Raw genomic sequence first — 25,639 nt, 5'->3', positions numbered from 1 at the left:
TTGACGCTCCACACACGCCACTTCACAATTACTGGGTCGAAGGTGAGTCGGACAGACTGTACCGTTTTTCGCATCCGTTGCTCATCTCAGAGGGAGGCGTCAGCAGGGTTGCTTGGTCCGTGCCCCGACCGGCACCGGTTGATCGCAAATGGGATCGAGATTGATTGGGTTCGAACTCGCAGCCGCTCCTATTTGCTTGTGAGGTCGCGCCGTGGATAAAGTGCCATCAGCAGTCGATCCTCCTCGCGAAAGTTCACGTTGGCAGCGGATTTTCCCGATGCCGAGGAACCGCTGGTCCCTCCTTTGGCTGGGGCTTTTGATATCCGTTTTGCTTCTTGCAGGCATCGTTGTTTTTTACCATGAAATCCACGAAGATCTCGGGCGCGTTGACGATCGCGCTCTCGATAAGGCTGCACGATCGTCTCGCACAGCCGCCCGCCCGGATCCTGCGGTTCCTTCTCCCCTCCCGTCGACGTCGATATCGCTGCAGCTGATCGAAGTCCCGAAGCTGGAGCTGGCAAGTCAGTTTATGCGGGTGTGGCGCGTCTCGGGGCGGAATATGTGCGGCGCTCTTCGAGAGGCCGGCATCGAGATGAGCGAGTGGAAAGCCGCATCGATGCGCAATCGCAGCTATGAATGTTACTTTCAGCGCATTTACGAACGGGACGAGGTGCGTCCCACCAGTTCAACCTTCCTTAAGGTTCGTGGAGATGAAATGGGCAATATTCTTGAGATCCGCGCCAAGATCATTGGGCCGTCGACCGACGCCCAGGGACGTCTCGCCCCGGCGGTCCTGCGCATATTCGAGATCATTGTGAAGCAGGCGTGCTGGCATGATTTCGAGGATACTCTTGCGTCGATCCAAGACCTTCGAAACGTCGAATACGAACGATTTGGCTCCTATCTCAGCTTCACGCGCGAAGCCGGCAGCGGAAATAACTTCAATTTTGTGCTTGGTCTTAAGGCGACGTCAGGTCCGCAGGTGAGGACGAAGACCTATTTTTCGACTGAGCGCTGGCTAGCCGCAACAAATTCGCGCAATGTTCCCGCAAACCTCATCCTCACGGACCGCTTGGGCGCGTCGAAATCTGCCAATTGCGCTCAATGACGTAGCAAGTGGCAGTCACATCCAGGATCAGGCTGGAGCTTGTCTGAACGTTGACGATTTCAACGTTTCGAGCGATGAGCGTCACGACCTTTGAGTATGAGACGTGAGACCGCCGGATGATTTCGGCCCTGAATGCTGGGATCAACCAGGAAACTTCTTGTACACATACAATGTGTACATTATATTGAGACCAAGGAGATAATCATGCCGAGAACCGCGGACAGTAAAACCGAACGCTACCAGCTGCGCATCCCGCCAAAGCAGAAGGCACTGATCGCGCGCGCGGCTGCCCTCTCGAACAAGGATATGGCCGATTTCATTCTCGATAAGATCGTACCTGAAGCCGAAGCCGTCATCCAGGCTGCGGAAGTTGAGGCCGTTTCGAGCCGCGATTTCATCCGCATCCTCGATCTGCTTGAACACCCGCCCAAACCGAACGCGAAACTACGAGCCGCGATCTCTGCTCTACCGGATGCCTTGTGACCCTCCCCGTCTGGCATGAAGAGCCGATCGCTAAGTCGCACGATCGGGCCGCATTCGATTGCGGTGATGCGGCAATGAACGAGTTCATTCGGCGCTTTGCTCGGCAGAGCCATGAGCAGAATGCGGCGAAGACCTTCTGCGCTATCGACAAGGCCCAACCTGATTGCATCCTCGGATTCTACACAGTCGCGCCTTCGGCCGTTACGCATGAGGCCGTGCCTCCGAAGATAACGAGAGGCCTCGCGCGCCATGAAGTCGCAGGCTTCAAGCTCGCGCGCTTGGCAACCGACATAAAGGTGGCGGGAAAAGGTTTAGGCGGCCAGCTCATCGCCGCTGCGGCGCTCCGTTGCCTGCGGCTCGCCAGCGAGGGCGGCGGGATCCTGCTTATCATCGATGCCAAGAGCGAACGCGCCGCCCATTGGTATGCCGGCTACGGCGCCGAACCGCTGCAAGGGAAACCGCTCACCCTCGTTATGCCGCTTGCCACCTTCGCCGCCGACTTCAAGGCCAAGGGGCTCTTGTAGCCGCTTTGGCGCCAAGCGATTGGTTTCGTCCCTTCAGCACGCTGCTCAGGCAATACTCACGGAAGGACCTCGAGACTGCCGATTGTTACTGAGCGGGGGCGGTTCGCCCCTTTTCTATCATGCCGATTTTATACGATTGATGATTGTTAAATGGCAGCAAATGCAAGCCGACAATACGGATATGAAAAGGAAGGTCCCAAGCGGGGAGTGGGATAGCGGCGGGAACGACCAGTCGCCTCGCTGAAACCGAGGCATCGCCAAGTCGGAAAGGCCGGCTTGCGCAACTGCTGCCCGCCCATCGTTAGACCGGTCGCGATCAGCGCGATATGCGCATGGATGAATCCAGACCGGTGGGTCTTTGCGGCTGCAGAGCCACTCGAATCCCGAAAATCGATGCAAGCGCCAACAGGATCGTGGCGCTCCAAATTCCAACGCCGGGTACCGCCAAAAGCAGGTAGATGGGCTCGCGCATGACCGGAAGTATCGTCATATGCAGCCACCAGGCGGACGCACTTGATGGGTGGCTTTCCAAGAGTGGTATGCTGAGAACGAAGATCGATGCTATCGCGTAAGCCAGCGATGGCCCAAGTCGCATCAGCGTGAAAATAGCGATCCGCATACGGCGTTCCATCTTTGACCGACGAGCAGGGTAGGTGACGTTGATTAATTTTCTACGCTGAGAATCACTGAGCACACGATATCAACTTTGAATAGTTGGCATTTATCACCTTGGCGCGTTTCGCGCGAAGACGGTATCTGTCGCTTTTTTGCGACTACTTGCTTAAATTCTTGAGTTGTTAGCTTTTTTTTATGATGATTTCCGGTGAACACATCCGAGTCTTGGGTAAGAATGTCTGATGGGGGAATCAAGTTGTCAATGTTGCAAATCAGAGCTGGGACTAAATGCATTGCGTTTTTGATAGCGACTGGCGTGATCTTAGCTGGTTGCCAGTCGTCCAGCGTTGATGGTCTGGCTGCTTATGGCGACAGTGCAAAGACCCTCGAGGATGACTCAGCCGTCGCCTTCTATAAGAACGACGAGTTGATAACGACCGGCAAACTGCAGTTTCAGGAAAAGAACTACGGAAAATCCTACGCCATTTACAAGCGAGCGGTTGACGTTTTTCCGGAAGATCCGGCCGCGTGGCTAGGCTTGGCAGCCTCCGCCGACATGGTTGCCCGCTTCGACACCTCCGACCGCGCCTACCAGCAACTCTCGCGCATGATCGGCAACACCCCAGTCTACTACAACAATATCGGATATTCTCACCTGCTGCGCGGTGACTTGCGCACTGCCAGACGGTATTTCCTGAAAGCCTATGAGCTTGATCCCGGAAACGAAGTCACTGCCCGTAACCTCGAATTGATGAAGAACAGCGTGAACTACGCTCAGCGGTGATAGGGCTTTCCGCGATCTGCATCGAGACGAGAGTGCCCTTGCCGCGTTGCGAGCATCGGCGCGGCGCCTCTGGCTGCGTCCAGCGACTGCTTTAAACATGTCGCGCAAAATTGTGCAGCGGTTTCGCGACAGGACATGCGGAACACAAAGACCTAAAGCACGTCACATGAAGCACGTTTGATGCGACGTTCTTTGGAGGTGAAGTCGTTGTTTTACCGTGCCTTCCGAAGGATGAGCTGGCCCTCCGGCGAGAGTGTTCGTTCGTAACGCGGCAGGTCGTTGACTGCAATGCCCCCGGCCGCCATCGACGCAAGACTGCTATCCGGAGTTAGAGTTTCCGCTGGGGCGGCACGGGGTGCGAAAAATTGTGCCGGCTCCTTGCCGGGTGCGCGAAGGACCAAAGCTGAACCCATGCGAAGACCGCTTGTGTCGTTTCGCCGTTCGTTCATCATAGTCTTTTGCAGCCCATCCATCCCCTGGCGGATAAGTGCGACTTCGTCAGCCTTGGCATTATCCGCGATGTTGCGCGACTGCTTTTCCATTTGTCCCCTCAGGCCATCGATGGACCTTTTAAGCGCGGCGATGGTCTCGCGGCTCTCGCGAACATCCGCCGAGTTTTTGGCGGTATAGATGAGAACGCCAGCATTCACGGGCAGGAGCATCAGCAGCAAACCGACGAGTAGGGGGCTTTTTGAGCCCCGCTTCTCTATCTCTCGCGAATTGTTTGGCTTTGGGCGGTCTGCTTCAACCTCAATACCCGGAATGCTGGTCATTCGTTTACTCCCCCGTAAGTCATCAAATCTGCGTTGGACACATTGCCCAGTGACAAACCCGCAATCATTCCGACGTAAATACACCTTCCCACGCCCGTTCGAGCATACCGAGCGATGCGATTCCGGCTATGCCGTTGAACTCGCAGTAAGAACTGACGAAATCCAGCAGATATTTTGGATGATAGCAAGACGCTAGCACATCGCCGTTGTACTTGCGATCGTAGAACAGATTCAGGTCTGGATCACAGACAACCAATCCGGTGCCGCTGGCATAGGATTTGAAAATTTTGATATATTCGTCGCGCGACGGCGTGTTGACAAAGATCTTGTATTTGAGGCGCCGCAAGCCCGCCTCATCGGAAAGGTCCTTCGGTGCGATATTCGTCGAAAATACGACCAGCTCGTCAAAGGGAACCCTGAACTTCTTGCCGGTGTGCAGCGTCAGGAAGTCATATCCGCGCTCGAGCGGCACAATCCAGCGATTGATAAGCGCCTGCGGCGCCACTTGTTGACGCCCGAAGTCGTCGATGATGAAAACGCCGCCTGATGCCTTCAAGTGGATGGGCGCTTCATAGACATTCGGTCCCGCGTTGAAGGTGAGATCGAGCTGATCGAGGGTCAATTCCCCGCCCGTCTTGATCACCGGACGGCGGCATTCGATCCATCGTTGATCCGCTTTCGGATGGGATTGTGTGTCAGCCTCCGATACAGGATGATGCACGGCTTCGTCATAGAAACTGATGACATGGCCGCCGACCTCGATGGCATAGGGCACCCAGATTGTTTGACGAAACAGTTGCGACGTCCGCTCGGCAATACTCGTCTTTCCGTTTCCGGGTGGTCCGTAGAGCAGGATAGAGCGACCGGAGTTGATGGCCGGGCCGAGCTTTTCGACCAAGGCGTCTGAGAGCACCAGCCCGTCAAGGCTCTCGGTCAGCCGCTCTGGCGTTACGCGCTCGTCATGGATGGACTGCAAGCCTATTTGCCGGCAGAACGCGTCCAGCGACACCGGCGCCGGCCCGACATATTGGCTTTGACGGGACGCCGCGTGGGCATATTCGAACCCCTTCATTGAAAGCGCATATCGAATATCGGATCTCACATCCTCGCCAGCCAGGCCGCGCGCCTCGAGGCATGCGAGTTTCACGAGTTCCTTGATCAGGATATTGACGATCACTTTCGGCAATTTCATGCGCTCAGCCAGATGAGATGCCGTGGTTGTATCCTGCTCGGCTGCACATTTTGACGCCAGCCGGAGGAGGAACGACGGATCCAGTCCGGCTTGTTCCAGGCTTGCCGGTGCCATCGGCATGCGCGGGTCGAGAGGAGTGGTGAAATCGTTACGATCATGTTCGAGCGAATACTGCATATGACCTCGCTTGGCTCAACCGCTGGGGCTCATGCTGAGAAGAAGACTGATGACGCGGATAACAACGGGAACGAGAACGATGATGAGACTTACCGGAAAAAGGAACGCGCCGAGCGGAAGCAGCATCTTGACCGGCAAGGCGTTCGCCTTTTCCTCCGCGCGAATAATGCGGAGGTCGCGCATTTCCTTGCAGTAGACCCGCAACGTCTGCGTTACACTGGTCCCGAGCTCCTCCGATTGGCGGAACAGAACGGATAGCGCCCGGGCTTCGTCAATCCTCAGGCGGACGGCAAGGTTCGCAAGCGCCTCGCGTAAGCGCCGGCCTCCTCGCACTTCCAGCATCATGATTGAGAGATGCAGGCCGAAGTCCTGCTGCTTATCAACGAATTCCCTGGCAACACGGTTCGCCGACGCCTCGATGCTCATGCCCGCATCGAGGCAGACGATCAGCATATCCATAAAATCGGGAAAGAGGCGGCGGTACTCCCGCTCCTTGGCGGCGCCACGCCGGTCGATATAGATGTTGACCAGAATAAAGGTTACGCCCGCGGCAAACATCGCAACGACCAGCGTAGCCACCCGAGACATGTCCGGCACGACCCAATTCAGAGCCCAGACCGCCGCGACCAGCACGCTGATACAGACCAGCGCACGAACCACCTGGAAGGTGGTCACGGCGCCGGCAGCGAAATATCCCGCCCGGATCAGCCGGTTTTGGGTGGAGTTCGCATTGGTGTCACGTCGCGTAATCTCGAAATAGCGACGGATCAGGCGGTTTTCCGCCTCGCCGAGATCGGCAATCGTCGTATCGCCAAGGTGGAACTCCTCGCCTGTTGCCGCCGAGCTCTTCGAGACCCGAACCGAGACCTCGCGCCGTCGAAAAAACAATTCCGACGCTGTTGCAGAGAATATCAGCACTGCAAAGAAGACGATCAGGTAAATTCCATACTCACTCGACATGACCGCCTCAGTACTCGAAGTTGACCATCTTATAGAGAATGACATTCCCGATCGCCATGACGGCCAACAGCACGGTCACGACGATGGCTCCGTGGCCGCTCTCCCAGACGGGATCGAAGTAGGTCGGCGACAATATCTTGATCATCGCGTAGAGCAGAAACGGATACATCGACATGAAGATCGCCGTGATGCGTCCTTCCGAGGAAATCGCCCTGACCTTTGCCTTCAGCAGCGTGCGGTCTCGCAGCGTCTTCGAAAGGTTCTGCAAGATCTCCACCAGATTGCCGCCGGTTCCCGCCTGTACGCTCAGCGATATCGCAAGCAGGTTCAGATCCTCGACGCCGACCCGGTCGGCCAAGTTGACGAGGGCGTCGTCCAGTGTCACGCCGTAGGTGAGTTCATCCGAGAGGAGGCCGAACTCGGTGCCGATCGGATCAGGCATCTCGCGCGCGACCAACGAAATCGCCGCCGGCAGAGGGTGGCCGGCGGCCAGGCTGCGATTGGCGACATCGAGCGCTTCAGGAAGTTTCAGTTCGAATTTCCTCATGCGGCGCACCCGGGCGCGCCAGATGACGAGTGCGGGGATGAGGAGGCAGATCAGCAGAAAGGCGGGCACTCTGAACAGAGTGCTCGGCAGGAGGACCTGAACCACCAGCCACGTCAAAAGAGCGCCCGCGATCGCGAAGAGAGCAAATCGCCTGGCATCGAACTTGATCCCCGACTGGGCGTAGAACTGCAGCAGCCGCTGCATCAGGGGGGTCTGCCGCCAACGGCTGCCGGCCCCGCGCTCCTTGAGCATATCACTATAGGTCTTGCGATGATCATCGCTGACCTCGAGCAAGCTCAGCCGATGGTTCACAGCGCGGTGGCGTTCGGATGTCTTGAAATAGCCGCGCATGATCGCTTCGACAGCAACAAGGGCGGCGGTAAAAACGGATGCGTAAAGGAGAAGCAGGATCATTGGGCAGGTCCCGTCTGCAGCGGTTTACCGGGATCAAAAATCGTCACAGGGATCTCGATCCCGAGTTCGGCAAATTCCTCGACGAACCGCGGCCGAATGCCGGTGGCGCGGAATTCTCCATGAATTCGCCCGCCTTCATCGGTTCCGAGTTTCTTAAATTTCATAATCTCCTGCATTTGCACGACTTCGCCCTCCATGCCGGTGATCTCGGAGATTGAGACAACCTTGCGGCTGCCGTCGCTCAGGCGCTGGACCTGCACGATCATGGTGATGGCGGACGATATCTGCGAGCGAATGCTCAACTGCGACATCGGCATCCCTGCCATGCCGACCATCTGCTCAAGTCGGCCGACGGCGTCGCGGGGCGTGTTGGCGTGAATGGTCGTCATCGACCCCTCGTGGCCGGTATTCATCGCCTGCAGCATGTCGAACGCCTCGTCGCCGCGGACTTCGCCGACGATGATGCGGTCGGGACGCATGCGCAGGGCGTTTTTCAAAAGTTCGCGTTGACGGATCTCGTTGCGCCCGTCGAGCGTCGGCGGTCGTGTTTCCAAGCGCCCGACATGTGGCTGCTGCAGTTGAAGCTCGGCCGCATCCTCGATGGTGATCAGACGCTCCCTTGGAGAAATCTGCGACGAGAGAGCGTTGAGCAAGGTGGTCTTGCCAGAACCGGTGCCGCCTGAGATGACCATGGACACCTTGCCCTTGACCGCGGCGCTGAGAAGGATGCGCATTGCATCGGCCATGGCGCCATATTGCACGAGGCGTTCCATCGTCAGCGGCTTGCGGGTGAATTTGCGGATGGAAACGAGCGGTCCATCGACCGAGATCGGCCGGATGGCGACGTTGACACGCGAGCCATCCTTGAGGCGGGCGTCGACCATCGGCGTCGACTCGTCGACACGGCGGCCAACCGCCGAGACGATCTTGTTGATCACCCGAAGGAGATGGTCCTCATCCTTGAAACGAACGGCGGTGCTCTCGAGCTTGCCGCTGCGCTCGACATAGACGCTGTTGTAGCCGTTGATGAGAATATCTGCGATCGTGTCGTCGGCCAGCAGCGGCTCGATCGGTCCGAGCCCGAGCATCTCGTCGGTGATATCGCGGATCAGATCATTGATTTCCTTGGCATTCAGCGGAAAATTGTTGGTCCGGATATAGTCCTTGACCAATGGCCGGATCTCGGTGGCGATCTCCTCGTTGTCGAGTGTATCGAGGATCCCGAGATTGATGCGATCGAGCAGGTAGCGGTGGAGATTGACCCGCTCGGAGACCATATCCGGCCCGAGCGAAGCCTCTTCGTCACTCGTCGCGGCGCTGTCGGAGGCCGGTTGGGCAGGCATGGCCTGAGCCGCGCCGAGCAAAGACAGTTCGGCCGCCTCCGGATGTTCCCGATTTTCCGGCTCCTGCCTGTAGAAACGCCCCATGATACCGCTCGCCATTTGCCCCACCCCTGAACTATTTTACAATGACCGTGGAACCGACTTTCACCCTCTCATAGAGATCGATGACGTCGGCATTGCTCATGCGAAAACAGCCCGATGACGCGAAACCGCCGACCGTCGACTGCTCGTTCGTTCCATGAATGCGGTAGAGCGTGTCGGCCCCGCCCTTGTAGAGATAGATCCCGCGGGCACCCAGAGGATTGAGCGGCCCGGCAGGCACCAGGTCCGGAAGTCCGGCCGAGCGCGCCTTCATCTCAGCAGGCGGGCGCCAGTCGGGCCACTCTGCCTTGCGTCCGACCTTGACGGTACCGCTCCAGCGAAATCCGTCTCGTCCAACGCCGATCTTGTAACGGATCGCGCGTCCTTCGGAGATGACGAGATCCAGCGTGCGGTTGCCGCTGACGATGACGATTGTCCCTGCCGCGTAGTTTTTTTCGATCGTCACCACTGCGCTTGTCGTCGGCCCGAGGCTGCGTGGCACAAGCCCGGCTGCCGCGGCATTCCCGGCGGCGGCCAGAATTGCCAAAACGGCAAGGCCGGCACCGGCGGCGCGGGATCTTATACGCCCACTGTCGATCGCCTTCATCGCACCAGTGCTCCAAGTTTGCCGACCGCACCGCAGAAGCGCGCTCGGGAATTCACCTGAAATGGCAGCACACCGCGGTTGACCGCCTCGCTCAAAGTCTCCCAGTCATCCGCAATGAAGTGCGTCGGGATATCCTTGAATATCTTCTCCGTCTGTTGCCGGCGCAGGCCGAGACCGAAAAGTTTGGCGCGGTATTTGTTGATGACGATGAACATCTGATCCGAACTGCCGCGCAACCGTGCCAGATTGGCAAACAGATCCTTGGCTTGAGAAAGCGCCGGGACCGTCATTTCGGTGACGATGCAGATGCTGTTGACCGAAGTGAGCACCTCGTATTTCCATGGCGTGTCATAGTAGGGAACGTCGATGATGGTATGGTCGCTTTCGAAGGCGGCCACGTCGAGCATACGCAGCACGAGTTCACGGCCCTTCGGCGCCAGAAGGACGGATGGCTGCTTGAAAGACAGCAGTGAAAAGCCCCCCGAATGCCGCTTTCGGACCAGATCGATGAATTCCAGATCGACCCGGGAGGGATTGGCGATGACCGGTTTCAAGTCGTAGTCGTTCACAAGGTTGAGATAATAGCCAAGCGCTCCGGAGCAAAAATCCGTGTCGAACAGGTCAATCCGCGGCGTGGAATTCTTGGTCGGCTGGGCCAGTACATGAGCAAGCGACGAAGCGATCACGCTGGCGCCGGCGCCGCCGACGGCCGAGACCACTGCATGCACCCGGCTGTCGCTCGCTCCGGTGCCCGGCGCATGGGTCGAAATCATGTCGATGAGTGCCCGGCGCTCGAGTGGCTTCTTCAGCCAGTCATTGCCGTTCAGGCGGAAGAGCAGCCGCAGCATGTCATCAGGCAGGTCTTCGGAAACCACGACGAGCGGAATGTCCCGATAGCTGGTGCGAAACGTGAAAAGCTCCGGCTGCTGCAGCAATGTCCCATTGTCGACGTCGAGAACGATCAGATCGAACTGCGCCGGATCGAACCGGCCCTTTTCCGCGAGCGCCTTCAGCGCGAGATGGCGGACATCGTACCGCGAAAGCGACCCGAACGTATCGAGCATGAAGCTCGCTGCAGCCGCGTCGTCGGAGAGGACTAGGATCTTGGTAGATGCGGCAATGTTCATGTGCGCTGTCATTTTCGCTTTCCTACGCGTAAAATTAAGGAGTCAGCAGGTGGAGCACGTCTTCAGATCTTCCGTCGTGATCGTCACCGGATGGGCGGGGATGGTGACGTCGTTCAGTCCCAACAGGCCGCCGAGAACCGGCAGATCGAAGGTGATGTTGCGCACCTCCAGCCGCATCGTCAGCACAGGCCCGTCCGGCCGGCCCCAATAGCCGAGCCCCGATCGCTGATAGGTGACCATCAGCTTATCCGGCGTGATGCGCCAATTTAGGTCGCAAATGCCGGGGCGAGGATCAGTACCCGCGTTGCAAACGCCGTCGCTTCCCCGGACAATCCGGTTCAATGCCGCCGTGCAGTTTGCAAGAGCCGGTCCGCAGGTCGAGGATATTGTTGCATCGTTCGGCGCCGCTTTGCCGTTGTTGAGTGGATCGGCGGCATCTGTTGGGAAAACGGCATTGAAATTCGTGGTCAGCGGATCGGATACTGCCGCCAAACGGGCGCCATATTGCAGTGCCTTGACCGTCTGATTCCACTGCGACATCGCGTAGCCGAACTCGATGAAGGCGGCGAACACCAGCATGACGATCGGAAAGGTCAGCAATGCTTCGACAAGGCTGACACCACTGCTATCCTGCCAGAATGCCTTGATTGCCCTGGAGGTCACCATCCGATGTATCTCTCTTCATGGAAGGAACTGATGGTGATGGCGCCGATTCCCAGAAAGCCGAACACCGGCGAGGTCTGGTAGAGATGAGCGGTGGAAATGGTGATGTCCCCGTCCGCATCCGGCGCAGTGATGGTGATGTCGGCAGGGTTATTCCAGCCGGGGACGCGGGGTATGGCGCCTGCCGCGGGTGTTTGCGTTCCGTAAAAGGCGATCGTCTTCGCAGTCGCCTGATTGCATGTCGGTACATAGGTTCCCGACACCGGCCGGCATCGCGAGAGGTAACGCCCCGCATCGCGCAAGCCTGCGTCGATCTGCATACGCTGCCAGAAGATGCTGCCAAACTCGAGTATACCCGCCGCAAAGATCGTCACAAACGGGATCGCGAGCAGCGCTTCGGCAAGCACTGCGCCTTCCTCACGCCGCAAGAAGCCGAGGCAAAGCCGATCCCGTATAAAATTGCGGAGCGCCATCATCTGACCAGCTCCGCTTCTTCCCGCAGCAATTCGTCTGCCGTACCGCGACCACCCTTGCCGGTGATGTCGATCATCTCCAGGGAAAGGTATCGTTCGCTGGAATCCTTTATCGCCGGCTTGGTCAGGAACATGCGCGCGAAGGCCACCGCGCGTGTGGCCTTGTGACCGTTTAAATGGCCGACCGAGGCTTCATAGCCACAATTGACAATGGCTGAGAAGATTTCGCGGCGATCACCATATTCGGCCGCCGTATAGTTCGAAAGGTCCGGGCCGGTATAGCACTGGCCGCCCATTACCGGTTTGCCGGTCTCGCCATTCGCCGAGGCATGGTTGATCAGAGATGCGTTGGCAAGCTCGTAACGATAAACATCGTATGCGGAGGGTCGGCTTGGTGTTCCAGTCGCCTGCGGGGGATAACTGGAGTAGTTGCTGAGGATCGTGCTCACCGATGGCGCAGCCGTGCCCTGCGCGACGTTCCAATAGGTCGTGTAATCCCAATTGTTGCTGCTGCTGATCTTGCCGCCGGAAAGCGAGGCCATGGCCGCTCCGTAGCCGAGCGGCAAAGCCTTGGTCGCATCGCCGACAACCTCTCCGACCTTGACGGGATCATAGGTGTCGCAGCCCGCCTTTCCCTTGGTGATTGCCCGAGCGGAGCGTACGTTTTGGGCAGGACGGTATCGATAATCTCCCTTCGACTTGTTGAAGGAGGAGGAGTAATAGCCGAAGCGGGTATTCACCCCGTCCTCGATCGGCCCCGCCATTCCGCCGGTCTCCGTATCGAGGTTGTCCTGTGTATAGCAGGCGCCGGGATTGCCGGTGGCAAGAGCCTCCGCCAGCACGGACGCACCATTGCCCAAGGGGGTACGCAAGAACCCGAAATTGCCGGGACCGGGATTGGACACCGAGGTGCTGTGAAGCTCGATCTGTCGCCCGTAGAGATTGCCGGCGGCAAAATTGGTGTGTAGGGCCGTTGCTGCAGTTTCGCTGGCGCTTTCACTCGTGTTCCCTGCGGGCTCGAACGGATTGCAGATAAAGATCGGCGTCACGTCGCAGGCGCTGGCATGGTATACGGCCACGGCATCGGCAGCGATATTGATCGTACTGCGGGTGAAGCCAACCGGAACCGGAAAGATCGTCTGCATCGCTTGCGGCTTGGCGATGACCCAGGCGTAAGACGCTTCGCTCGCCACTGTCGTCTTCATCGAAGCCGGGATTGATGTATCGTCACTGGCCGGGATGTTCTTCAGAAAAAACACGCTGACCGTGCTGCCGGCGTCATTTCCGGCGTTATAGGTCATGCTGATGTGCGAGCCGAGCGACATGCCAGCCCCGCCGCCGGAAAAAGCCGCGCTATTGGCGATTTTCTCAATTGCCGTCTGCGCCCTCGAAATGGCATCGTCGCGGCCATCGAGTTCGCGGGCTCCGGCGAGCGCCATTGCATCGACCGCGTTCTGGAGATCGGTGTGCAGGTTGCTACTGCGGCCGACATCGATGACCAGCAGCGAAAAGCCGAGAAGCATAGGCATGGCGATGAGCGTCAAGGCGATAACATAGCCACGATGATCGTTCCAGAACCGTCTGACAACCCTGCTCAGCATTGGCCTACCCCCATCACGGCTTTCGCCGTGACGACCCCTTCTCGTGCATTTTCCCCTCCGGCGCGCTGCCGCCGGTCATGCCTTTAACAGCTACTGGCTGACCGTGGCCCCATTGGACGCACCGTTGGCCTCCATGGCCGGCGACGGCTGAACGACCCCTATCCCGCCGTTCTGGTACTCGGTCATCACCCTGCGGACCACCTTGCCGTCGCTTGCGATACGGGTTCGCTGGGCTTCCGGCGGGAACGGGTCCTCGGTATGGATGGCCTTGTTTGCTTCCATGGCGTTCCCGGCGCCGAAGGTGATCGTGTCGCGATGGTTCATGTAGTCGGCGCAGCCGGAAATCAGGCCGGCGGCCGCAAGGACGAGAAGGATGCGCTTAGCGTTTTGTAGCAACAACCTGGCCTCCCTGGTTCAGGTCGAGACGATGGCCATAAGGCCCGGTCACACCTTCGCCGTTGCGAAAGCGCCGGAGCATGTCCTTGTCGACTTCCAGGACCCCGAGCGCGAAAAGCTCGACGTCGTTGGACGACCGCGTCTGATCGAGTGGACTATAGAGGTCCTCACCCGGGCGGGCCGGCCGCACGATGTGCGGAGTGACGACGATAACCAGGTCGGATTCCTTCTTCTGGAAACTCGTCGAACGGAACAGTGCGCCGAGGATCGGTATCTTCCCGAGGCCCGGCAATTGCTGGATGTCCTTGGCATTGATCGACTGCAGCAGGCCCGCCATGGCAAAGCTCTGGCCATCGCGAAGTGCGACCGTGGTGCTGGCCGCGCGCGAGATGAAACCCGGATTGCCGTTGACGTTGATCGACGGATCAAGCTCGGAAACCTCAGGCTCGATTTCCAGATTAATGACACCGTCGTCAAGCACCACCGGTTTGAAGGTCAGCCGCACACCGAAGGGGCGATAATCCGTCTCGGTGGCGACTGTCGTGCCGTTGTTGGTCGTCTTCAGGATCGGCACTTCACCGCCGGCATGGAAGCTGGCGGTCGAGCCGCTCATCGCGATCAGGTTCGGCTGAGCCAGACGACGCACCAATCCCTTCTGCTCGAGCGCGTTGATGACCACGTCGATGCGGCCGCCCGAAATTTCCAGCACCTTGGCGATCAACTGGCCGAAGGGCAGCATGCCGGTTGCCGCGCCCTTGGGGTCAACGAGGGTACGGGCCAGGCTGCCGTCATCGTTCACACCGATACCCTGGCTGGTCGTTGCCTTGCCGATGCCATTGTTGCCACGCCCGGACCAACCGATCCCGAGATCACGACCCGTCTGACGCGAGGCTTCGATGACACGGACCTCCAGCATCACCTGCTGGCTGTCACTGACGCGCAACTGGTTCAGCACTGGTTGATCGGAATAGGACTGGGCAATTTCGATCACCCGCTGCAATTCGACGCCGTCACGAACCATACCCGTCAGGCGAATGCGGTCGTTGGAATTGGCCACGATAACCCGGGCCGAGGGCGCGGCAGAGCGAATGGCGGCGGCGACTTCGCTGAAATCGCTGGCAACGCGGACATCGATGACGCCGAGAAGCGACTTGTCGTCGCCATAGACAGAGATATTGGTGGCGCCGACCTTCTTACCGCGGATGAACAGCGACTTGTCGGAAAGCGGCACCACGTCAATCATATCGGCGCTGCCGATGACGAGATCGCCGAAGGGCTGGCCGGTGTTGAGCGTCAGCGTCGCGTTCGGAGGCAACGTCACACGCTGGACCGATTTGCCTAAGGTGACCGACTTTTCCTGTGCGTTGGCGTAGCCGGCAAATCCGGGACCTAAACACACACAGGCCGAAAACACTGCCGCCAGTGCCGCAAGGCTTTTCGTCCCTGCGATTCTTCTCTTGCCATTCGCCATGCCTGCTTTAGCCCCCTCATTCGGCTGGCCGACTCTGCGGCATGCCGCCTAAACATCATTGGACCAGGCCGACTCTGTGCTCCTCGCGCTTCGTCGTGTTCCAGACCCCCACCGTCACCCACTTCGGCTCGACCGGCAATACCGGTTCGACCTTTGGCTCCACAATCTGCACTTGTTTTTCAGGTTCTGGCAACTTATTCTTTTCCAGATCATTGCCTAGTTCCGTCGCCATTGCCCCGCCGCCGAGGTCGGCGACGGTGATAGGCCGGGTTTGCTCGATAGACGAAGAGGCAATATTGCGAAGCGCCAGCGAGAGCGTGCCGATACTGGAGCCGAGGGTAAGGCGCTGTGCCTCATCGGTCGTGACCTCAAAGGTCACGGTCTTCACGACGGATGGTTCGTCCTTGCGCTCGTCTGCCGTCTGGTCCACCGCCAGCACCTTGACGCCTTGCAGCAACACGTCAACGAAGGTCTGATCGTTGCCGGCCGGCCCGCGCACGACCCGCGTCAGAAGCACGTCGACGCGATCGGAAGGCCTGACGAAGCCGGCAACACCGAGCACGTCGTTGACGCGGATGGAAACCGCCTTCATGCCCTGGTCGAGGGCCGCCGACAGCGTGGCGCGTTCGCCGGTACCAGTGATTTTCGAGGATAGCACCGGCTCGCCGGGGTCGATCGCCGCCATGGCATAACGAGGCTGGGCATCGTTGCCAACGACCGCCTCGATGCTGACGAATGAGCCGGCGGGTGTTTCATTCGAGGGCCACGAAATGGCTCTGAGATTTTCGGATCGGATCCGGTCGCCGAAGCGCATTGGCTTGGCGGCGACAACGAGTGTTCTTTCCTCGGCCTTGATGCCGTTCATTGCCAGCAGCCGGGCCCTCTGATCGGAGAGATACTCGCGCATGCCGAAAACTGCTGCTGCTGCGAGCACAAACGCAATAACGAGACTTAAAATCGTTGAAGAACGCATCGCGGATACTCGCTACACTGGACGGAACGCATCCATTCATTGATACTAATTTAGAAGAGAGGGGTTAACAAAACCCCTCGCTTCTTCGAACGCCAATATCAGGCTGCCGGGGCCGCCGGGGCGGTCAGGTTGGCCGTAAACCAGCCTGCCCAACCGTTCCAAACGGTAGCCAGATTGTTGCCGGCCAATGTCACCGCCGCGATCACGCCGCCGACCAGCAAGGCAAGCAGAATGAGGTATTCCGTGAGTGCGACGCCATCTTCTTCCCGCGCGAAAGCGCGTACGCTATTTACAAAAGCTTTCATCGAGAATTACCTCCAGGTAAGTGATGCGCCGTAATTTCCCCCGGTCGCCTTGTCGTCGAGACCGCCCCTTCGACTGGAAATATTAATAATCTGTTAAGTCTAATTTAGTCAATTGTTTTATACGCAGACGATCGGCATCTATACTTTTATGGTTAAGACGAAAGTCCCGGGTCAATTCGTAAAACTGATTCACTTCTACGGGAATTATTTAGACGTAACTTGTAAATCGAGCCGCTATAACCCAAAAGGTTGAATACTATGGTTAAAATGATCGATGTTATTAGCTCGATTTCAGTATTACTTTTTCTCTACGCCGCCTGGACCGATTTCCGGACATGGAAGATCCCCAACACGATCGTGCTTGCGCTCGTGACACTTTATGCACTGCGCGCGGTGGCCGTGATGCTTGGCTCCGAGGATGTCGGCGCTGCTCTCTTTGCTTCGAGCGGAATTGGCGGCGACGTCGGGGCCGGTCTGCTGATGTTTATGCTCGGAGTGGCGCTCTGGGCGTTCCGGCTGTTTGGTGCAGGGGACGCCAAGCTTTTTCTGCCGATCGGCCTTTTTGTCGGATGGCATGGAATGCTGCCGTTTTCGTTTTTCCTCCTCGTCCTTGGCATCGTCACACTGCTGGCCCTGCGGCTGCCGGTGCCATTGCCCGTCGCACACCTCGCCTTTTTCATGCGCATCGAGGAAATTCGGGCGAGCCGGAAGATACCTTATGGCGTCATCATGGTATTCGCCGCGCTCCTCACCTTGGCCTTGCCCATTATCCGATAGCAACTGCGGCTACGGTGACCCGGCGTCGACAGAACTTCCTCGCAAGAGCCCCTTCGCATTCACGATCGTTTTCAGCAAAATCTGTTTTTCACCGCCGATCAGCTCGCACAGAAGACAGGCCTATCGCGCCCACATTCAATGCGGCGAGAACGGTATTATCGAGAAAGCGACGGGTCGCGAGAGTGGTCGCGTTTCAGCTATAGGCGGCGCTCGCATGCTGGCCCAACCTGCAACATCTCACATCGTCAGTCAAAGCTGTCTGCCAGCAGAACTGCGGGGAGCTTTTTTATTCCCGCGGCAAATCCTATCTGCAAATTCCCGGTCACCAGGATTGAGGGCAACCGCCAATGCCGTCGAACGCATGGACGAGCGCGAAAAAGAACATATGTTCGAGGGGTCCTTCCTTTCTTGAAGCCTCAACCAAACAGCGGGCACACATCCATGACCAAAGGCTCCGATCTCCTAGTGGCAGCGCTTGAAAACGAAGGTGTCGACCGCATCTTCGGCATTCCAGGCGAAGAGAATCTCGACGTTGTCGAATCCATCCGAAAGTCGTCGATTGAGCTCGTGCTCACCCGACACGAGCAGGCAGCCGCCTTCATGGCGGCGACCTATGGCCGCCTGACAGGCAAGCCGGGCGTCTGCCTGACGACGCTCGGGCCCGGCGCCCTGAACCTCTCGACGGGTGCCGCATACGCCCTGCTCGGGGCGATGCCGATGGTGATGATCACCGGTCAGAAAGGCATCCTCTCGTCCCGCCAGGCGCGCTTCCAGGTGGTCGACGTTGTGGCGTCGATGAAGCCGCTGACCAAGCTTGCAAGGCAGATCGTGTCGCCGCAGATGATCCCGACGACGGTCAGGGAGGCGTTTCGCATCGCCCAGGAGGAAAGGCCGGGGCCGGTGCATCTCGAGCTTCCGGAAGATATCGCGGCCGAGGAATGTCAGGAGGTGGCGCTGATTGCGCCGCATCAGCTCGAACTGCCGACGGCAAGCGACGCGGCGCTTGACCGCGCCGCCGCACTCATTGCCGCAGCCAAACGTCCGCTTCTGATGTTCGGGGCCGCCGCCTCCCGTCCCCGCTCGACCTCTGACATCGCCCAATTCGTGATCCGCACGCGCATCCCGTTCTTCACGACCCAGATGGGGAAGGGAACGGTTCCAGGTGGAACCGAACTTTACATGGGCACCGCGGCGCTATCGGAGCGGGATTATGTTCACGAGGCCATCGAACAGGCCGACCTCATCATCACGATCGGCCATGACACGATCGAGAAGCCGCCGTTCATCATGGGCAAGGGCGGCCCGAAGGTCGTCCATATCGGATATCAGCCGGCGACCGTCGAGCAGGTCTATTTCCCGCAATCCGAGGTCATCGGCGATATCGGCCCTTCGCTGAAGGCGCTGGCGGATCGCCTTAAGGGCAAGCTGCCGAATGCGCAGGCGCTTCTTCACCTGCGCGAGCGCATTCTCGAGCGCATCGCCGCGCGGGCAACAGAGGATCGTTTCACGCCGCAGCGGCTGGTCCACGATATAAGAGAAGTGATGCCGCATGACGGCATCCTGGCGCTCGACAACGGCATGTACAAGATCTGGTTCGCGCGGAACTATCGGACGCGGATGGCGAACACGCTGCTGCTCGACAATGCCCTTGCAACGATGGGAGCCGGACTGCCGTCGGCGATGGTTGCCTCGATGTTATACCCAGAGCGACGGGTCATGGCCATCTCAGGTGACGGCGGCTTCATGATGAATTCCCAGGAGCTCGAAACCGCCGTCCGGCTCAAACTCAACCTCGTTGTCCTCGTGATCGAGGACAATGCCTACGGCATGATCCGCTGGAAGCAGGCGGTGGACGAGTTCCCGGATTTCGGGATGACCTTCGGCAATCCCGACTTCGTGAAATATGCCGAATCCTACGGCGCCAAGGGAACCAGGGTCGACGATATCGGCCGGTTCAAACAGGTGCTCGAAGAGGCTTTCTCCGGCGGTGGCGTGCATCTGGTGAATGTGCCAGTCGACTACTCTGAAAATGAACGCGTGCTGGTGAAGGAGCTTCGCGAACGGCTCCCCGCGATATTGGAGGTCTGAAATGCCGCTTGCCATGAAGGTCTACCAGTCGTTCGACCGCGAACCGATAACAGAGCTGCCGGCCGATGACGCGGCCGCGCTCGAGCGCAAGCTTCAGCTCGCCGCAAGGGCCTTTGCCGATCGCGATGGCTGGCTGCCCGCGCATCAGCGGATGGCAATCCTCAGAAAGGCGTCGGCGCTCTTGCAGGAGAACCGCGATCGTTTTGCGATGATGATCGCTCGTGAAGGCGGCAAGCCGCTGACCGACGCAATCATCGAGGTGACGCGCGGGATCGACGGCCTCCTCAATGCGGCGGACGAGCTGCGCAATTTCGGCGGCAAGGAAATCCCTATGGGGCTGACTGCGGCCAGCGCCAACCGATGGGCTTTCACCACCAAGGAGCCGATCGGCGTCGTGGCGGCGATCTCGGCCTTTAACCATCCGCTCAATCTCATCATCCACCAGATCGCGCCGGCGATTGCAGTCGGTTGCCCGGTGATCATCAAGCCGGCAGCGACGACCCCGATTTCCTGCATCGAGATCGTCAAGCTGTTCTGGGAGGCCGGTCTCGACGAACGCTGGTGCCAGACCCTCATCACCGAGGACAATGCGCTTGCCGAAGCCTTGGCAACCGATCGTCGTGTCGCGTTTCTGAGCTTCATCGGCTCGGCAAAGGTCGGCTGGTATCTCAAGGCCAAGCTGCCGCCGGGCACTCGATGCGCGCTTGAGCATGGGGGAGCGGCACCCGTCATCGTCGACCGCAGCGCCAATATCGATGCGATCGTCGGTACCATCGTCAAAGGCGGCTATTATCACGCCGGGCAGGTCTGCGTGTCGGCCCAGCGTCTCTTCGTGCATGAAGATATTCTGGCTTCCTTCACCGAAGCTCTCGCTGCCAGGGTGGCAGCCCTGCATGTCGGCGATCCCACGCTTATGCAAACCGAGGTAGGGCCGCTCATCCTCCCACGCGAGGCAGACCGCGTCACGGCCTGGATCAAGGAGGCGACGGACGCCGGAGCCAGGCAGATCGGCGGCGGTCGGTTGTCCGAGACGACACTTCTGCCTTCGGTTCTGCTGGACCCGCCTGCTGAGGCGAAAGTGTCCATGCTCGAGGTCTTTGGACCGCTGACCTGCGTCTACGGCTACCGCGACCTCGACGAAGCGATCCGCATTGCCAACTCGCTGCCTTATGCCTTCCAGGCGAGCGTCTTTTCCGCCGACATAGCGATTGCTCTCAGGGCGGCAAAACATTTGGATGCATCGGCGGTTCTCGTCAACGACCACACCGCGTTCCGTACCGATTGGATGCCTTTTTCCGGACGCAGGCAGTCAGGATACGGGGTCGGCGGCATTCCCTGGACGATGGAAGAGATGGCCGACGACAAGATGGTGGTGTTCAACCAGGTGACTTAGGGGCAGCGATGATGGGATCAACTGTTCGATTTCCATCGGCAGGTAAAACCCTTGGATAATAGATGATGCCTTCGCCGACGTGGTAGTCACCGCGTCTGCATGATTCTAGTACGGCGACGGGATTGACGTCGCGCACCGCTCAAAATCAGACAAACATTGGATAACCGCTTGCTCGGCCAGGATGGACTTGCCTCGCCTACAGCCGGGAGGCATGGTCTGTCTCGGAACAGCGGAATCACAAAACTGCGGACGAGAGGTCTTTGGCCATGCTCGAAAGCTCGCAGCGCATCGCAAACATGGCTGATTAATGTTTTCCTTCCTGCATAGTTCGGACCTGCATATTGGCAAACGATTTGGCAATCTACCGGAGGATTTGAGAGGGCGCCTGCGCGAGGCACGGCATGGTGTCATCGCCAGGCTTGCCGCTGCAGCACGAGAGCATGGCGCTGGCGTCATTCTGCTCGCCGGCGACACCTTCGATACCGAGACACCGACGCCTGCCGTGCTTCGGCAAGCGCTTGGCGAGATGGCCCGGAATACGCCGCTGTGCTGGGTCTTGCTTCCCGGCAACCACGACTCGCTCTTGGCCGATCAGCTCTGGAGTGCTGCGCGCGGCGTGGTGCCCGACAATGTCATCCTGGCGACGGAAGCGGTGCCTCTTCCGCTTGGGCCTGATGTCATCCTGCTGCCGGCGCCTTGCACGACCAGGAGGCCGGGCCGCGACCTGACCGAATGGATGACGGGTGCCGCCACAGCGGACGGCGCTATCCGCATCGGCCTCGCCCATGGCCCCATCCAGGAATTTTCGGAGGATGCCACGGCCACCAACGTGATTGCGCCTAACCGCGCGGCGCTGGCCGGCCTCGACTACATGGCGCTTGGCGATTGGCACGGATCAGTGGCGGTGGACGCCAGAACATATTACAGCGGCGCTCCCGAGCCGGACCGTTTCAAGCATGACCGGCCGGGGCAGGCAATGGTCGTTTCCATTGCCGGGCCGGGGGCGATGCCGGCGACGACGGCTGTCACGACCGCCAGCTTTTCCTGGCGGACATTGCAGCTTCCGCTGCTGGCGTCGGAAGACGGCGTTGAAGTGCTGAAGGCCGCGCTGCCGGAACCGTTCGCACGACGACAAACCCTGCTGCGCGTCGCGCTGTCCGGCCGTGCCCGGTTGAACGGGCGAACGGCAATGATCAGCCTGCTGGAGCAGGTCGCGCCGGAATTTGCACATCTGGAGATCGATTCCGACCTTCTGGGGACCGACTGCGAGAGCGATGATCTGGAGACCATCGACCGAGCCGGTGCGCTGCGCGATGCTGCGGAATTGCTTCTTGCCGAAAGCCTCGACGAGGCCCGTTCCGGCGATGACAGGGGCGTGGCGCGCCAAGCGTTGATCCGCCTGTTTTCCTATTGCGAGGCGATCGATCGATGAAACTCACCGCCCTTCGCCTCCACAATGTCAAACGCTTCGCCGGCCGCGGAATATCCGTCGAAGGAATCACCGACGGCGTCAATGTGCTGAGCGCCGCCAACGAACATGGAAAATCAACCTGTTTCGAGGCGCTGCATGCCCTGTTCTTCCAGCCGCACAGCGGCAACCCAAAGAGCGTGCAGATGCTGCGCCCCTATAGCGGCGGCAATCCGATCGTCGAGGCCGATATCACGATCGAAGCCGGCCGCTACCGCCTGACCAAGCAGTTCCATAGTGGACGGCGCGCCAGCGTCACCGATCTCGGCAGTGGCCGGATCGTCGCCCAGGCCGACGAAGCCGAGGCTTTCATCGGCGATCTCATTTCCGGCGGAACCTCCGGCCCGGCAGGCCTGCTCTGGGTGCGCCAGGGCGTCACCGGCATCGAAAATCGCAGCAAGAGCGAGGAAGAGAACGACAAGCGGGTGCGCGAAAGCCTGCTGTCTTCGGTACAGGGCGAGGTGGAGGCGCTGACGGGCGGACGGCGCATGTCGGCGGTGCTCGAAGCCTGCGAGGAAGAACTCAATCGCCTGGTCACCGCAACCCTGCGGCCGAAGGCAGGAGGCCGCTTTGCCGCCGCGCTCGAGGAGCGTGACAGGCTGCAGGAGGAGGAGGCGCGACTGGCCAGGGAGGTGGAGATGCTGCACGGCGCACTCGACCGCCGCCGCTCGGTGCAGGCGAGACTGAGCGAACTAGAGAACCCTGATGAGGAAGCCGGCAGGAAGACCGCGATTGCCAATGCCGAGTCGGTGCTCGAAGCCGCTAAACTGCATGACAGGGAACTCAAAGCGCTCGATGCCGAGGCAGCCTTGGCCGCCAGCCGCCGCAATGAGGCACAGCAGGCATTCGACCGCTTCCACACGGCGTTGAACCGCAGCGTCGAACTGGCGCGGCGTTTCGCCTTGGCGGAGAAAGAGCTTTCAAATGCGGCCGGGCGACGCACGGCATCCCTTGTTGAAAGCGAGGCTGCGACGTCGGAGGTGCAGGCGGCCGAAGAGGAGGAGCGGTTGAACCGTGAACTGCTTGCACGGCTGGAGGCGGCGCTACGTTCACGCCACGCCGCCGAGCGCCTGGCCGAGGTCCGTCAGCGTCTCGAACAGGCGGAAGCGGCGCGGCAGCAGATCGAAGACGGGGGGGCGGCGCATGCATTGCTCGCCATTCCAGCCGATGCCATCGAACGGCTTGAAGCACTCGACATCAAGATCGTCGGCTTGCGCGCAGCCGCCGAGGTCGGCCTTCCCACACTCAGGATCGATTACCTGAAGGACGTCTCCGGATTGGTGAGCATGGACCGCCAGCCTCTGCATGGGGGCGAGGATAAGAGCTTTGCCGGGATGGCGAGGCTCGACATAGCAGGCGTCGGCACCCTGACCATCCATTCCAGCCGGCAGGCCGATCACAATGGGGCGCTGGAGACCGCGGAAGCCACGCGCCAAACATTGCTTGCCAAGCTCGGTGTCGACAGTCTGCGCACGGCGCGGCAGCGCGATATTGCCGCGCGAAACAAGCGGGAGGAACTGGTGAGGGCGCGCCAGCGGCTCGCCGAACTCGCTCCGAATGGCATTGACGAGCTTCACCTCGACGCCGCACGCTTTGCCGAACTCAGCCAGGGTCTGGTCGAACTCGACGCCAACCCGGAAGAGGTGCGTGCCCGGCTCGCGGATGCGACACGGCGCATCGAACTGGCGCGCAACCGGGCCCGGGAGGCGTCAGTGATGCGCACGGAAGCAGGCGAGGCCACATTGCGCGCGCAGACCGAGCACGCCAGGCTTGGCCAGGAACGCGAGGCCATCGAGGCGGTCATCGGCCCCGAGGTGGGCCGAAATGAATTGCAACAGAACCTTGCCGAAAAACTTTCCAGCGCCAAAGAGCAGGTCGATGCTGTTGAACTGCGGGCCGGGCCTTTGCGCAGGGCAGGACGAGACCTCGCAGGTGCCGAGGCTGCCCTTGCCAGGGCGCGCTCGGTCGCCGACGCCGCAGGCCACGAAATTGCCAGGCTTCGCGAGGAGCTTGCTGATCTCGGCGGTCAGATCCGCACCCGCTCGGACAGTGCGCTCGAAGAAAACTGGTCGGAAACGCGGGATTTTCTGGCAGCCGCGCGCGAGCAGGTGAAGCGTTTCGAAACGGAGGTCGGCGTGCTCGATCGCTTGCGTAAGGCGCTGACGGCGACGCGGGCGGCGGCGCGCGATCTTTATCTCAAGCCGGTCATGAACGAACTCGCGCCGTTGCTCGGCCTGCTGTTCGACGACATCTCGATCACCTTCGACGGCGACACGTTGCTGCCGCAAATCGTGCGCCGCAACGGCCTGGACGAGGATGTCGACCGGCTGAGCGGCGGCATGCGGGAGCAGCTCTCGGTGCTGACCCGCCTTGCATTCGCACGGCTGCTTGCCCGCGACGGCCGGCCGGCGCCTGTAATCCTCGACGATGCACTTGTTTATTCCGACGACGACCGGATCGAGCGGATGTTCGATGCGCTGCACCGCCAATCGCGCGACCAGCAGATCCTCGTCTTCTCCTGTCGCCAACGCGCCTTCTCCAAGCTGGGCGGCAATGTGCTCACCATGCAGCCATGGCAGCCGGATTAACAACAGAACCACTTTAGAGTTGATCGGCAATTTTCTGGGGCTGAGCGACCCATTTTCTGGCAGCCAGCTGCCGATCATGATGGCTTTTGCTAATCGTCGAAGCTGACGTCTTGGCCGCGATGGAAAACACGCAGGATAAATACAATATTCTCTTCCACTACAAACGCGATGCTTGCCTTGCCGCGATAGCCAACGACGCGCAGTCCCGGCCGCAGGTCGTCACGCAAGGCGCCACGCTCGGGAAACGTCTCAAAACTGAGGCAGTAATCCACAATCTTATCGACCTAGCTGCGAGCCGTCTCCAGCCCGGCCTCGTCTATCAGGTACGCCAGCAGGTTTTCGAGGTCATCGCTCGCCTGAGGCGCCAAAATAACGGTGTAGTTCATGCCCTGCGTTATTTCTTGTCGTGAGCGGCCATACGGGCATTGAGCCGCCGGCTGACCTCCTCGGCGGAAAGGGCGCGCTCAGGGTGAGCTTTCATCGCGTCATAGGTCGGCACCACCTCGTCGCGCAGCCATTTCTCGACAGCGGCGTCGCGGGCGACCAAGGTGCGCAGGCCGTCGCGGATGACTTCGCTCTCGGTCGCATATTCGCCGGAGCTGACTTTGGCCTTCACCATCTGCGCCATTTCCAGCGGAAGGGTGATGGTGAGGGGTTGGGTAGTGCGCATGGTGTGTGTCCTTGGTTATCTCCTTACACGACGTATGA

Annotated in this window: 25 protein-coding genes and 1 pseudogene; 10 read left to right on the top strand and 16 right to left on the bottom strand. The window is 59.7% G+C overall.

From position 1 onward, the window contains the following. Positions 1-277 precede the first annotated feature (277 nt). The 3 genes from N2600_RS25100 to N2600_RS25090 all read left to right on the top strand — a co-directional run bounded on the left by N2600_RS25100 (position 278) and on the right by N2600_RS25090 (position 2,115). Positions 278-1,108, top strand: coding sequence for a DUF6030 family protein (locus tag N2600_RS25100; RefSeq protein ID WP_260299481.1), 831 nt, complete (start codon positions 278-280; stop codon positions 1,106-1,108). Positions 1,109-1,312: 204 nt separating this feature from the next. Then, a complete protein-coding gene (locus N2600_RS25095; RefSeq protein ID WP_260299220.1) occupies positions 1,313-1,591 on the top strand; it encodes a type II toxin-antitoxin system TacA family antitoxin in 279 nt (92 codons plus the stop codon). Beyond that, positions 1,588-2,115, top strand: coding sequence for a GNAT family N-acetyltransferase (locus N2600_RS25090; protein WP_260299219.1), 528 nt, complete (start codon positions 1,588-1,590; stop codon positions 2,113-2,115). Before N2600_RS25095 ends, N2600_RS25090 begins: the two co-directional genes overlap by 4 nt. Before the next feature lie 117 nt (positions 2,116-2,232). Here the strand turns inward: N2600_RS25090 and N2600_RS34505 are convergent. Further along, a pseudogene (locus N2600_RS34505) lies at positions 2,233-2,734 on the bottom strand (hypothetical protein). 258 nt (positions 2,735-2,992) lie between these two features. On the opposite strand from N2600_RS34505, the gene N2600_RS25085 reads away from it, so the two are divergent. After that, complete coding sequence (locus N2600_RS25085; protein WP_026154513.1) at positions 2,993-3,514, top strand: tetratricopeptide repeat protein; 522 nt, start codon at positions 2,993-2,995, stop codon at positions 3,512-3,514. A gap of 212 nt (positions 3,515-3,726) precedes the next feature. Here N2600_RS25085 and N2600_RS25080 read toward each other — a convergent pair whose 3' ends face one another. The 14 genes from N2600_RS25080 to N2600_RS25015 all read right to left on the bottom strand — a co-directional run bounded on the left by N2600_RS25080 (position 3,727) and on the right by N2600_RS25015 (position 16,617). Then, the gene (locus N2600_RS25080; protein WP_260299218.1) at positions 3,727-4,287 is read right to left on the bottom strand and encodes a hypothetical protein; all 561 of its coding nucleotides are present in this window, start codon (positions 4,285-4,287) and stop codon (positions 3,727-3,729) included. Between the two features lie 64 nt (positions 4,288-4,351). After that, complete coding sequence (locus N2600_RS25075) at positions 4,352-5,656, bottom strand: AAA family ATPase (RefSeq protein WP_260299217.1); 1,305 nt, start codon at positions 5,654-5,656, stop codon at positions 4,352-4,354. A 15-nt stretch (positions 5,657-5,671) separates the two neighbouring features. Continuing rightward, on the bottom strand, positions 5,672-6,616 hold the full coding sequence (locus tag N2600_RS25070; protein WP_260299216.1) for a type II secretion system F family protein: 945 nt from the start codon (positions 6,614-6,616) through the stop codon (positions 5,672-5,674). Positions 6,617-6,623: 7 nt separating this feature from the next. Continuing rightward, positions 6,624-7,577 (bottom strand): type II secretion system F family protein, encoded by a 954-nt coding sequence (locus N2600_RS25065; RefSeq protein ID WP_260299215.1) that lies wholly within the window; start codon positions 7,575-7,577, stop codon positions 6,624-6,626. Beyond that, positions 7,574-9,019 (bottom strand): CpaF family protein, encoded by a 1,446-nt coding sequence (locus tag N2600_RS25060; RefSeq protein WP_024321491.1) that lies wholly within the window; start codon positions 9,017-9,019, stop codon positions 7,574-7,576. The genes N2600_RS25065 and N2600_RS25060 overlap by 4 nt, the downstream gene beginning before the upstream one ends. Before the next feature lie 16 nt (positions 9,020-9,035). Beyond that, the gene (locus N2600_RS25055) at positions 9,036-9,608 is read right to left on the bottom strand and encodes a L,D-transpeptidase (protein ID WP_260299214.1); all 573 of its coding nucleotides are present in this window, start codon (positions 9,606-9,608) and stop codon (positions 9,036-9,038) included. Beyond that, positions 9,605-10,747 (bottom strand): pilus assembly protein, encoded by a 1,143-nt coding sequence (locus N2600_RS25050; protein ID WP_260299213.1) that lies wholly within the window; start codon positions 10,745-10,747, stop codon positions 9,605-9,607. Before N2600_RS25050 ends, N2600_RS25055 begins: the two co-directional genes overlap by 4 nt. A 30-nt stretch (positions 10,748-10,777) precedes the next feature. After that, positions 10,778-11,401: a TadE/TadG family type IV pilus assembly protein gene (locus N2600_RS25045; RefSeq protein ID WP_027688044.1), complete on the bottom strand. Its 624-nt coding sequence runs from the start codon at positions 11,399-11,401 to the stop codon at positions 10,778-10,780. Beyond that, complete coding sequence (locus tag N2600_RS25040; RefSeq protein WP_170255615.1) at positions 11,395-11,874, bottom strand: TadE/TadG family type IV pilus assembly protein; 480 nt, start codon at positions 11,872-11,874, stop codon at positions 11,395-11,397. The genes N2600_RS25045 and N2600_RS25040 overlap by 7 nt, the downstream gene beginning before the upstream one ends. Continuing rightward, complete coding sequence (locus tag N2600_RS25035) at positions 11,871-13,472, bottom strand: TadE/TadG family type IV pilus assembly protein (RefSeq protein ID WP_162115789.1); 1,602 nt, start codon at positions 13,470-13,472, stop codon at positions 11,871-11,873. Before N2600_RS25035 ends, N2600_RS25040 begins: the two co-directional genes overlap by 4 nt. Positions 13,473-13,562: 90 nt before the next feature. After that, complete coding sequence (locus N2600_RS25030) at positions 13,563-13,868, bottom strand: hypothetical protein (RefSeq protein ID WP_260299480.1); 306 nt, start codon at positions 13,866-13,868, stop codon at positions 13,563-13,565. Beyond that, a complete protein-coding gene (locus N2600_RS25025) occupies positions 13,852-15,339 on the bottom strand; it encodes a type II and III secretion system protein family protein (protein ID WP_260299212.1) in 1,488 nt (495 codons plus the stop codon). The genes N2600_RS25030 and N2600_RS25025 overlap by 17 nt, the downstream gene beginning before the upstream one ends. A 55-nt stretch (positions 15,340-15,394) precedes the next feature. After that, positions 15,395-16,312: a Flp pilus assembly protein CpaB gene (gene cpaB, locus N2600_RS25020; protein WP_260299211.1), complete on the bottom strand. Its 918-nt coding sequence runs from the start codon at positions 16,310-16,312 to the stop codon at positions 15,395-15,397. A gap of 98 nt (positions 16,313-16,410) precedes the next feature. Further along, positions 16,411-16,617: a Flp family type IVb pilin gene (locus N2600_RS25015; RefSeq protein WP_024321482.1), complete on the bottom strand. Its 207-nt coding sequence runs from the start codon at positions 16,615-16,617 to the stop codon at positions 16,411-16,413. A gap of 258 nt (positions 16,618-16,875) precedes the next feature. Between N2600_RS25015 and N2600_RS25010 the strand changes: the two genes are divergently transcribed. The 6 genes from N2600_RS25010 (at position 16,876) to N2600_RS24985 (ending at position 25,341) form a co-directional block, all read left to right on the top strand. Next, the gene (locus N2600_RS25010; RefSeq protein ID WP_260299210.1) at positions 16,876-17,394 is read left to right on the top strand and encodes an A24 family peptidase; all 519 of its coding nucleotides are present in this window, start codon (positions 16,876-16,878) and stop codon (positions 17,392-17,394) included. 441 nt (positions 17,395-17,835) lie between these two features. Next, on the top strand, positions 17,836-19,482 hold the full coding sequence (locus N2600_RS25005) for an acetolactate synthase large subunit (protein ID WP_260299209.1): 1,647 nt from the start codon (positions 17,836-17,838) through the stop codon (positions 19,480-19,482). A gap of 1 nt (position 19,483) precedes the next feature. Beyond that, on the top strand, positions 19,484-20,875 hold the full coding sequence (locus tag N2600_RS25000; protein ID WP_260299208.1) for an aldehyde dehydrogenase family protein: 1,392 nt from the start codon (positions 19,484-19,486) through the stop codon (positions 20,873-20,875). Positions 20,876-21,182: 307 nt separating this feature from the next. Next, a complete protein-coding gene (locus N2600_RS24995; protein WP_260299207.1) occupies positions 21,183-22,307 on the top strand; it encodes a metallophosphoesterase family protein in 1,125 nt (374 codons plus the stop codon). Then, positions 22,304-24,931, top strand: coding sequence for an AAA family ATPase (locus N2600_RS24990; protein WP_260299206.1), 2,628 nt, complete (start codon positions 22,304-22,306; stop codon positions 24,929-24,931). Before N2600_RS24995 ends, N2600_RS24990 begins: the two co-directional genes overlap by 4 nt. 110 nt (positions 24,932-25,041) lie before the next feature. Then, entirely contained in the window at positions 25,042-25,341 is a 300-nt protein-coding gene (locus N2600_RS24985) for a hypothetical protein (RefSeq protein WP_162115780.1), read from the top strand. Here N2600_RS24985 and N2600_RS24980 read toward each other — a convergent pair. Continuing rightward, the gene (locus N2600_RS24980) at positions 25,326-25,601 is read right to left on the bottom strand and encodes a ribbon-helix-helix domain-containing protein (protein ID WP_162115779.1); all 276 of its coding nucleotides are present in this window, start codon (positions 25,599-25,601) and stop codon (positions 25,326-25,328) included. The genes N2600_RS24985 and N2600_RS24980 overlap by 16 nt on opposite strands. Positions 25,602-25,639: the final 38 nt, after the last annotated feature.

The organism is Rhizobium sp. WSM1274, from assembly GCF_025200775.1.
Taxonomy (GTDB): domain Bacteria; phylum Pseudomonadota; class Alphaproteobacteria; order Rhizobiales; family Rhizobiaceae; genus Rhizobium; species Rhizobium leguminosarum_I.
The sequence above is the reverse complement of the archived record's forward strand: the minus strand, read 5'-3'. Positions and strand labels throughout refer to the sequence as shown.